Source organism: Streptomyces sp. NPDC060209 (genome assembly GCF_042728155.1).
Classification (GTDB): Bacteria; Actinomycetota; Actinomycetes; order Streptomycetales; family Streptomycetaceae; genus Streptomyces.
This window is the reverse complement of sequence record NZ_JBHWZS010000341.1, coordinates 1-9030: the sequence shown is the minus strand read 5'-3', so window position 1 is coordinate 9030 and position 9030 is coordinate 1. Positions and strand designations below refer to the sequence as shown.

7 protein-coding genes are annotated in these 9030 nt (G+C 71.8%); 5 read left to right on the top strand and 2 right to left on the bottom strand.

All coding sequences use genetic code 11. The features are described from left to right. Positions 1 to 49: 49 nt before the first annotated feature. Together ACFWFI_RS37415 and ACFWFI_RS37410 are read right to left on the bottom strand one after the other, a co-directional pair. On the bottom strand, positions 50 to 835 hold the full coding sequence (locus ACFWFI_RS37415) for a hypothetical protein (protein WP_387399367.1): 786 nt from the start codon (positions 833 to 835) through the stop codon (positions 50 to 52). A gap of 192 nt (positions 836 to 1027) precedes the next feature. Next, entirely contained in the window at positions 1028 to 2743 is a 1716-nt protein-coding gene (locus tag ACFWFI_RS37410) for a PucR family transcriptional regulator (protein WP_387399365.1), read from the bottom strand. Positions 2744 to 3032: 289 nt separating this feature from the next. On the opposite strand from ACFWFI_RS37410, the gene ACFWFI_RS37405 reads away from it, so the two are divergent. The 5 genes from ACFWFI_RS37405 to ACFWFI_RS37385 all read left to right on the top strand — a co-directional run. After that, positions 3033 to 3923, top strand: a complete 891-nt coding sequence (locus ACFWFI_RS37405) for an FAD binding domain-containing protein (protein WP_387399363.1) — start codon at positions 3033 to 3035, stop codon at positions 3921 to 3923. 2 nt (positions 3924 to 3925) lie between these two features. Then, on the top strand, positions 3926 to 4522 hold the full coding sequence (locus ACFWFI_RS37400) for a (2Fe-2S)-binding protein (RefSeq protein WP_387399361.1): 597 nt from the start codon (positions 3926 to 3928) through the stop codon (positions 4520 to 4522). Positions 4523 to 4524: 2 nt separating this feature from the next. Further along, the gene (locus ACFWFI_RS37395) at positions 4525 to 6942 is read left to right on the top strand and encodes a xanthine dehydrogenase family protein molybdopterin-binding subunit (protein ID WP_387399359.1); all 2418 of its coding nucleotides are present in this window, start codon (positions 4525 to 4527) and stop codon (positions 6940 to 6942) included. A gap of 214 nt (positions 6943 to 7156) precedes the next feature. Then, complete coding sequence (locus tag ACFWFI_RS37390) at positions 7157 to 8614, top strand: NCS2 family permease (RefSeq protein WP_387399357.1); 1458 nt, start codon at positions 7157 to 7159, stop codon at positions 8612 to 8614. 41 nt (positions 8615 to 8655) lie between these two features. Further along, positions 8656 to 9030, top strand: a 375-nt coding sequence (locus ACFWFI_RS37385; RefSeq protein WP_387399355.1) for an XdhC family protein, incomplete at its 3' end; no start/stop codon positions are given.

The window sequence follows — 9030 nt, the reverse complement described above, 5'->3', positions numbered from 1 at the left end:
CCGCCGGACCCGCCGGACCGGCACCTGCCCGCCCTGCGGGTCCGGCCCGTCAGTTCGCCTCGACGGTCTCCGGGGCCGGCGGCTCCAGCCGTGGAGCGAGCCAGGTCGGTACGCCGCCCAGCAGCCGGAACAGCCGGCCCGCCTCGGCGCGCAGCCGGGCGGCCGCCTCGGGCTCCGGCTCGGCGTCCGCGAGCGAGATGAGCGCCGGAGCCGTACCCACGAGATAGCCCAGCTCCTCCCTTATCCGCAGGGACTCCGCGAAGCCGTGCCGCGCCTCGGCCAGTTCGCCCTCTCGCAGGGCGAGCGAGGCGAGGTGCCGCCAGGTGAAGGAGAGCAGGAGCTCGTCGCCCCGGGCCGTCGCGCCGGCGTGCGCCCGGCGGTAGGCGGCGCGGGCGGACTGGGGTGAATCGGCGATGTTCTGGGCGATCAGGCCCCGGCGGAAGTCCAGCAGCGGGCGGCCGGGGGCCACGGGGGAGAGCAGGGCGGCGGCCCTGCTGAGCGCCACGCTGGCCTCGTCGGCCCGGTCGCGCGCCCCGAGCAGGGTCGAGGCGTAGGCGAGATAGCCGCGCTCGCAGGCGGCCGCTCCGCGCTCGGAGTCGTCCTGGGCGAGCGCCTCGGCGGTGCGCAGCGCGTCCTCGGCGTCCGTCCATCCGGTGCCCGTGTAGAGGCACCGTTCCGTGAGCAGCGAGGTCCGCTGGAGAGCGGCCGCGGGGTCGGTGGCCGCCCGTGGCCCGAGCAGCGCGGCAGCGTCCGTCCAGCAGGCTCGTGAGCGCAGCCGCCATACCGCGGTCTGGAGCGGCGGATCGTCATCTGCTGTCGTTCCGGAACCAGACATGGCGGTATGCGCCACATTGCCCTCCCCGAGCGCGCCATCGAGCTGTGGAGGCCGGCCGGCGAACGCCGGTCGGCCAGGGTCTGCGCGCATCTCAGCACGGAATGGCACGCCGGGCCAAGGGGTGGGATCAATGTCAGGTGAAAGATTTCACAATCACCTGGAGCCCCGGAGGGCTGTGGTAAGCCCCAGAAGTCAGCTCATACGCAGGGCGAGGAAGAAGTCGAGCTTGTCCTCGAGGCGCGAAAGGTCACGTCCCGTCAACTGCTCGATGCGTCCGACGCGATAGCGCAGTGTGTTGACGTGAAGGTGCAGCCGGGCCGCGCAGCGGGTCCAGGAACCGTCGCAGTCCAGGAAGGCCTCCAGGGTCTCGATCAGCTCCGCGCGGTGCCGCCGGTCGTAGTCGCGCAACGGGTCCAGGAGCCGGGCGGTGAAGGCGCGGCGGACGTCGTCCGGGACGAACGGCAGCAGCAGGACGTGCGAGGCGAGCTCGTGGTGGCCCGCCGCGCAGACCGGGCCCGGCCGTGCCGCGGCGACCCGGCGGGCGTGCCGTGCCTCCTCCAGCGCACCGCGCAGCCCCTCGGCGGAATGCACGGCCGCGCTGACACCCAGTGTCAGGCGGCCGTCGTCCCCGAGGCCGGCGGAGAGCGGCGCGCGGACGGTGTCGAGCAGGGCGTCGGCGTGCAGCGCGGTGTCCCGCTGTTCCGGACCGCCCGATTCCTCCGACGCGTCGGCCCCGTCGGCGCCCGGGGAGGCGAGCGCGTTCAGCGGTACGAGGGCGACGGCTTCCTCGCCCGTGTGCGCCACGGCGATCCGGTCCGCCGAGTCGGGGCCCGTCACCGCCGGGTCGACCAGGATCTCCTCCAGCAGGGCCTGCGCGGCCTGGCCGCCCGACAGGTACGTGTCCTCCGCCGCCCACTCGACCCGGGCCACCACGACCTGCCAGTGCGGAGCCGTGCCCAGGCCCGGCAGCAGGACCGGGGCGGCCACCCGCAGCCTGGCCGCGATCTCGGCGGGGGCGGCGCCCGTCTGGACCAGCTCCAGGACCTCCTGGGCGAGTCTGCGGCGTACCGCGCGTGCGGCGTCACGGCGGTCCCGTTCGACCGCGATCAGCTGGGTGACGCCCTGGAGCAGGTCCAGACGGGCCGCCGGCCAGTCGCCGGCGTCGGCCGCCACGGCGAGCAGCCAGTCGGAGAGCACGGACTCACGCACATCGCGGGACGGGGCGGGCAGAGCTCCCCGGCCGATGTTCCGGATCGGGAAGAGCGAATAGGCCGTGCCGTCCACCTCCGCCCGGTGCGGCCCCGGGCGGCCGGTGCGGGTCGCCGCGAGATGCCGGCCGGCCAGCTGCGCGCCGACGTGAGGGGGCAGGGGCTCGCCCGCTCCGGCGATCTGCCGGCCCGTGGGGGACAGGACCCAGGCGCGCAGGTCCAGGTCGGAGGTGAGCAGGTCGAGGACCACCTCGGGGCCGCCGCCCGCCGGGCCCGAGGTCATCAGCCTGCGGTGGCGGTCGACGACCGCGGCGAGGTCGCCGGCCCGCTCGCCGGAGACCTGGCGGACCACGTGTTCGGTGATCGTCGCGAACGCCACGGTCTCGTTGACCGCGAAGAGCGGGAGCCGGTTCCGCAGACACGCCTCGACCAGATCGTCGGGGACGGCCCCGAGCTCCGCCTCACCCGCGGCCAGACCGGCCACCCCGGCATTCGTCAGGAGCCGGACGAACGGCTCCGAGTCCGAGGCGTCCCGGCGCCACGCCAGACCTGTGAGGACCAGCTCCCCGCCGGAGAGATAGCGGCTGGGGTCGCGCAGGTCGGTGGTCATGACGCCCCGGACCGAACGGTCCAGCTCGTCCTCGCCGCCGAGCAGCCGCAGGCCCAGAGCCTCGGTGTCCAGCAGTGCGCGCAGCCGCATCGTCGATTGCCGCCGATCTCTTCGTGGGTGCGGGGGGACGGCGGACGTCACCTGTGAATTGCGGTGAGGTTACCGGTGCCCGCCATTCGTTCGAATCTACAAGACAGGGACGGGGACCAGCCAATTCCTTCATGGTTTCGGTGACTGCACCGAGTGGAGCAAGGCTTGTGTACTGGGTCACACACCGCGTCAACAACACAGGAACGGCCCCCGTCGAAGGCGGGCAGGCCGGCGGGCCGGCCGTCCCCAGCCCCAGCCGAACGACCGATCGAGAAGAAGAGAGCCACTCATGGACTTCCTTCGCCCCGCCAGCTGGGAGGAGGCGCTCGCCGCCAAGGCCGAGCACCCGACGGCTGTGCCCATCGCGGGTGGCACCGACGTCATGGTCGAGATCAACTTCGACCACCGGCGGCCCGAACACCTCATGGACCTGAACCGCATCGGTGAGCTGTCCGAGTGGCAGGTGGGCCCGGACGCCGTACGCCTCGGCGCCTCCGTGCCGTACAGCGCCGTCATGGAGCACCTGCGGGCCGAGCTGCCCGGTCTCGCCCTCGCCTCGCACACCGTCGCCTCGCCGCAGATCCGCAACCGCGGCGGCGTCGGCGGCAACCTGGGGACCGCCTCGCCCGCCGGGGACGCCCACCCGGCGCTGCTCGCCGCCGGCGCCGAGGTCGAAGCCGCGTCCGTACGGGGGACGCGGATGATCCCGATCGACGACTTCTACACCGGCGTCAAGCGCAACGCCCTCGCCCCGGACGAGCTGATCCGGGCCGTGCACATCAAGAAGGCGGACGGCCCGCAGCAGTACTCCAAGGTCGGCACCCGCAACGCGATGGTCATCGCCGTATGCGCCTTCGGCCTCGCGCTCCACCCCGGGACCCGCACGGTGCGCACCGGCATCGGTTCCGCCGCCCCGACCCCGGTAAGGGCGAAGGAGGCCGAGGACTTCCTGAACGCCGCGCTGGAGGAGGGCGGGTTCTGGGAGAGCGGAAAGATCATCACGCCGTCCGTGGCCAAGCAGTTCGCCCAGCTCGCCGCCGGGGCCTGCAACCCCATCGACGACGTACGGGGCACCGCCGCCTACCGCCGGCACGCCGTCGGCATCATGGCCCGCCGCACGCTGGGCTGGACCTGGGAGCAGTACCGCGGAGCGGGACGCGCCCTCGAAGGAGCTGCTTAACCATGCGAGTGAATTTCACGGTCAACGGCCGGAAGCAGGAAGCCGACGACGTCTGGGAGGGCGAGTCCCTCCTGTACGTCCTGCGTGAGCGCATGGGCCTTCCCGGCTCCAAGAACGCCTGCGAGCAGGGCGAATGCGGGTCCTGTACGGTCCGCCTCGACGGCGTTCCGGTCTGTTCCTGTCTCGTCGCGGCCGGCCAGGCGGAAGGCCGCGAGATCGTCACCGTCGAGGGGCTGGCGGACTACGCCAGGCACCGCGACGACTCCCACCCCGGCACCGGCTGCGCCGCCGGCACCTGCGGCACCTCGCTCGACCAGGCCCAGCGGTGGCAGGCCAGGCCCAACGACGGGCAGAGCGCCGAGGCGGCGGAACTCTCTCCGATCCAGCAGGCGTTCATCGACGCGGGCGCGGTTCAGTGCGGTTTCTGCACCCCGGGTCTGCTGGTCGCCGCCGACGAGCTGCTCGAGACCCAGCCCCAGCCGTCCGACCAGGACATCCGCGAGGCGCTCTCCGGCAACCTCTGCCGCTGCACCGGTTACGAGAAGATCCTCGACGCGGTCCGCCTCGCGGCCGCCCGTCAGGAAGAGGCGGTCCGATAGCCATGGCGCTGCACCCACGAGCCGCGTCCGTACCGGCCGGCACCCCCACCAAGATCACTCAGGGCTCCAAGACCCGGGGCGGCATCGGGGAATCCACCCTGCGCCCCGACGGCACCCTCAAGGTCACCGGCGAGTTCGCGTACTCCTCGGACATGTGGCACGAGGACATGCTGTGGGGCCACACGCTCCGCTCCACCGTCGCGCACGCCGAGATCCGCTCCATCGACATCGGCGAGGCCGTCGCCACACCCGGCGTCTACGCCGTGCTGACCTACGACGACCTGCCCGCCGAGATGAAGAACTACGGGCTGGAGATCCAGGACACCCCCGTACTGGCCCACGGCAAGGTCCGCCACCACGGCGAACCCGTGGCGCTCGTCGCCGCGGACCACCCCGAGACCGCGCGCCGCGCCGCCGCCAAGATCCGGATCGACTACGCCGAGCTGCCGGTCATCACGGACGAGGCGTCCGCGACCGCCCCCGACGCGATCCTGGTCCACGAGGGCCGCACCGACCACCACATCGGCCACGTCCCGCACCCCAACATCGTCCACCGCCAGCCCATCGTCCGCGGCGACGCCGACGCGGCCGCCGCGCGGGCCGACGTGATCATCACCGGTGACTACGTCTTCGGCATGCAGGACCAGGCATTCCTCGGTCCGGAGTCGGGCCTCGCGGTGCCGTCCGAGGACGGGGGTGTCGAGCTGTACGTCGCCACCCAGTGGCTGCACTCCGACCTCCGTCAGATCGCCCCCGTCCTCGGCCTCCCCGAGGACAAGGTCCGCATGACGCTCTCCGGCGTCGGCGGCGCCTTCGGTGGACGCGAGGACCTGTCGATGCAGATCCACGCCTGCCTGCTGGCGCTTCGCACCGGCAAGCCCGTGAAGATGGTCTACAACCGCTTCGAGTCGTTCTTCGGGCACGTCCACCGCCACCCCGCGAAGCTCCACTACGAGCACGGGGCCACCAGGGACGGCAAGCTCACCCACATGAAGTGCCGGATCGTACTGGACGGCGGGGCCTACGCCTCCGCGTCCCCGGCCGTCGTCGGCAACGCCTCCTCGCTCGCGGTCGGACCGTACGTCGTCGAGGACGTCGACATCGAGGCGATCGCCCTCTACTCGAACAACCCGCCCTGCGGCGCCATGCGCGGCTTCGGCGCGGTCCAGGCGTGCTTCGCCTACGAGGCGCAGATGGACAAGCTCGCCGCCGCCCTGGACATGGACCCGGTCGAACTCAGGCAGCTGAACGCCATGGAGCAGGGCACCCTCCTCCCCACCGGACAGCCCGTCGACTCGCCGGCTCCGGTCGCCGAACTGTTGCGCCGTGTCAAGGCCAGGCCCCTGCCGCCCGAGCAGCAGTGGCTCTCGGCCGACGCGGAGGGAAGCGCCGTGGACGTACGCGCGCTGCCCGGAGGCCTCTCCAACACGACCCACGGCGAGGGCGTCGTGCGGGGCGTCGGATACGCCGTCGGGCTGAAGAACGTCGGCTTCTCCGAGGGCTTCGACGACTACTCCACGGCCCGGGTGCGGATGGAGGTCATCAACGGCGAACCCGTCGCCACCGTGCACACCGCGATGGCCGAGGTCGGGCAGGGCGGCGTCACCGTCCACGCCCAGATCGCGCGTACCGAACTGGGCGTCAACCAGGTCACCATCCAGCCGGCGGACACCCAGGTCGGCTCCGCGGGCTCGACTTCCGCGTCCCGGCAGACGTACGTCACCGGGGGCGCCGTGAAGAACTCCTGCGAGGCCGTCCGGGAGCGGGTCCTGGAGATCGGCCGCCGCAAGTTCGGGACGTACCACCCCGCCTGGGCGACCGCCGAACTCCTCCTGGAGGGCGGCAAGGTCGTCACCGACGGCGGCGAGGTGCTCGCCTCGCTGGCCGATGTGCTGGAGGAGGAGGCGGTCGACGTCGAGCTGGAGTGGCGCCACCGGCCCACCGAGGCCTTCGACCTGCGCACCGGACAGGGCAACGGCCATGTCCAGTACTCCTTCGCCGCACACCGCGCGGTCGTGGAGGTCGACACCGAACTCGGCCTGGTCAAGGTCATCGAGCTCGCGTGCGCCCAGGACGTCGGCAAGGCGCTCAACCCGCTGTCGGTCGTGGGCCAGATCCAGGGCGGTACCACCCAGGGGCTGGGTGTCGCCGTCATGGAGGAGATCATCGTCGATCCGAAGACGGCGAAGGTGCGCAACCCGTCCTTCACGGACTATCTGATCCCCACCATCCTCGACACCCCGACCATCCCGGTCGACGTGCTCGAACTCGCCGACGACCACGCCCCGTACGGGCTGCGCGGCATCGGCGAGGCCCCGACCCTGTCGTCCACCCCGGCCGTCCTCGCGGCGATCCGGAACGCGACGGGCCTGGAGCTCAACAGGACTCCGGTGCGCCCCGAGCACATCACCGGGACCTGACGGGCCATCAAGACCCTCCGGACGGTGCGTGCCTGCCGTGAACGTCACACTTCCCCGCGCCGCGCGCCGTCCGGAGTCATCGCTCAACCGCTCCATCTGTACGAAGAGTTCGCCTCGGGCCGTCCCCCGGGTCGTGCGCCTCGCAGTCATCCCAAATCCCGCAATCACGAGAGCTCCACGCGGGTGCCCCTGTGAACCTTGGGAGTCAGGCAACATGACCCAGCAGTCTGTGGAACCCAGGACGAGCGCGGAGGACGCGGGCCCCGGCTCGCGTGTACCCGCCGGACGGTCCTGGCTCGACCGGTACTTCCACATATCCGAACGCGGATCGACCGTCGCACGCGAAGTGCGCGGCGGCGTCACGACCTTCATGGCCATGGCGTACATCCTCCTGCTCAACCCGCTCATCCTCGGCGGCGAGGACGTCGACGGCCAGCTGCTCGGCCAGTCGGGACTGATCACCGCCACCGCCCTCGCCGCGGCGGCCACCACCCTGCTGATGGGCTTCGTCGGCAAGGTGCCCCTGGCCCTCGCCGCCGGACTGAGTGTCTCCGGCGTGATCGCCTCACAGGTCGCGCCGGCCATGACCTGGCCGCAGGCCATGGGCATGTGCGTGATCTACGGGCTGGTGATCTGCCTCCTGGTCGTCACCGGCCTCCGTGAGATGATCATGAACGCCATCCCGCTGGCGCTGAAGCACGGCATCACCATAGGGATCGGGCTCTTCATCGCCCTCATCGGCCTCTTCAAGGCCGGCTTCGTCCACAAGGGCGCCGCGACCCCGCTCTCCCTCGGCCCCGCCGGCGAACTCGCCGGCTGGCCGGTCCTCGTGTTCGCCGTGACCCTGCTGCTGATCTTCATGCTGCAGGCACGCAACGTACCCGGCGCGATCCTGATCGGCATCGTCGTCGGCACGCTGGCCGCGATCGTCGTCAACGCCGTAGCCGACATCGACCCGAAGGCGTGGAGCAGCGGCCCGCCCGAGCTGACCGGCGGCGCGGTCTCCCCACCAGACTTCTCGCTCTTCGGGAACGTCGAGTTCGGCGGCTGGGGCGACGTCGGCGTGATGACGGTCGGCATGATCGTGTTCACGCTCGTCCTGGCCGGCTTCTTCGACGCGATGGCCACCATCATCGGGGTCGGCACGGAAGCGAAGCTCGCGGACGACAAGGGCCGGATGCCCGGCCTGTCGAAGGCTCTGTTCATCGACGGAGCCGGCGGTGCCATCGGCGGTGTCGCCGGAGGCTCCGGCCAGACCGTGTTCGTGGAGTCGGCGACCGGCGTCGGTGAGGGAGCCCGCACCGGGCTCGCCTCCGTCGTCACCGGGCTCTTCTTCGCCGCCTGCCTCTTCTTCACCCCGCTCACGGCGATCGTGCCCGCCGAGGTGGCCTCCGCCGCCCTGGTGGTCATCGGCGCCATGATGATGCAGAACGCCCGGCACGTGGACTGGGCGGACCGCTCGGTCGCCGTCCCGGTCTTCCTCACCGTCGTGCTGATGCCGTTCACGTACACCATCACCACCGGTGTCGCCGCGGGCGTCATCTCGTACTCGGCCATCAAGCTGGCCCAGGGCAGGGCCCGTGAGGTCGGCGTCTTCATGTGGGTCCTGACGCTGGTCTTCGTCGTCTACTTCGCCCTGCACCCCATCGAGAGCTGGCTGGGCGTCAGCTGACGTCCTCGCGCCCTTTGCACCTCATCAGAAGGAGACACGCCATGCTGGACATCGCCGAAGAGCTTCACCGGTGGGTCGGGCAGGGACGCGCGTTCGCCGTGGCCACCGTGGTGGCCGTCGGCGGCAGCGCGCCCCGGCAGCCGGGCGCCGCCCTCGCCGTGGACAGCGAGGGAACGGCCATCGGATCGGTCTCCGGCGGATGTGTGGAGGGCGCGGTGTACGAGCTGTGCCGACAGGCGATCGCGGACGGCGCGACCGTGCGCGAGCGCTTCGGCTACAGCGACGACGACGCCTTCGCGGTCGGCCTGACCTGTGGAGGCGTCATCGACATCCTGGTGACCCCGGTGCGCGCGGACGATCCCGCGCGCCCGGTGTTCGCCGCGGCGTTCGCCGCCGCCGCCGGGGGGACGGCGGCG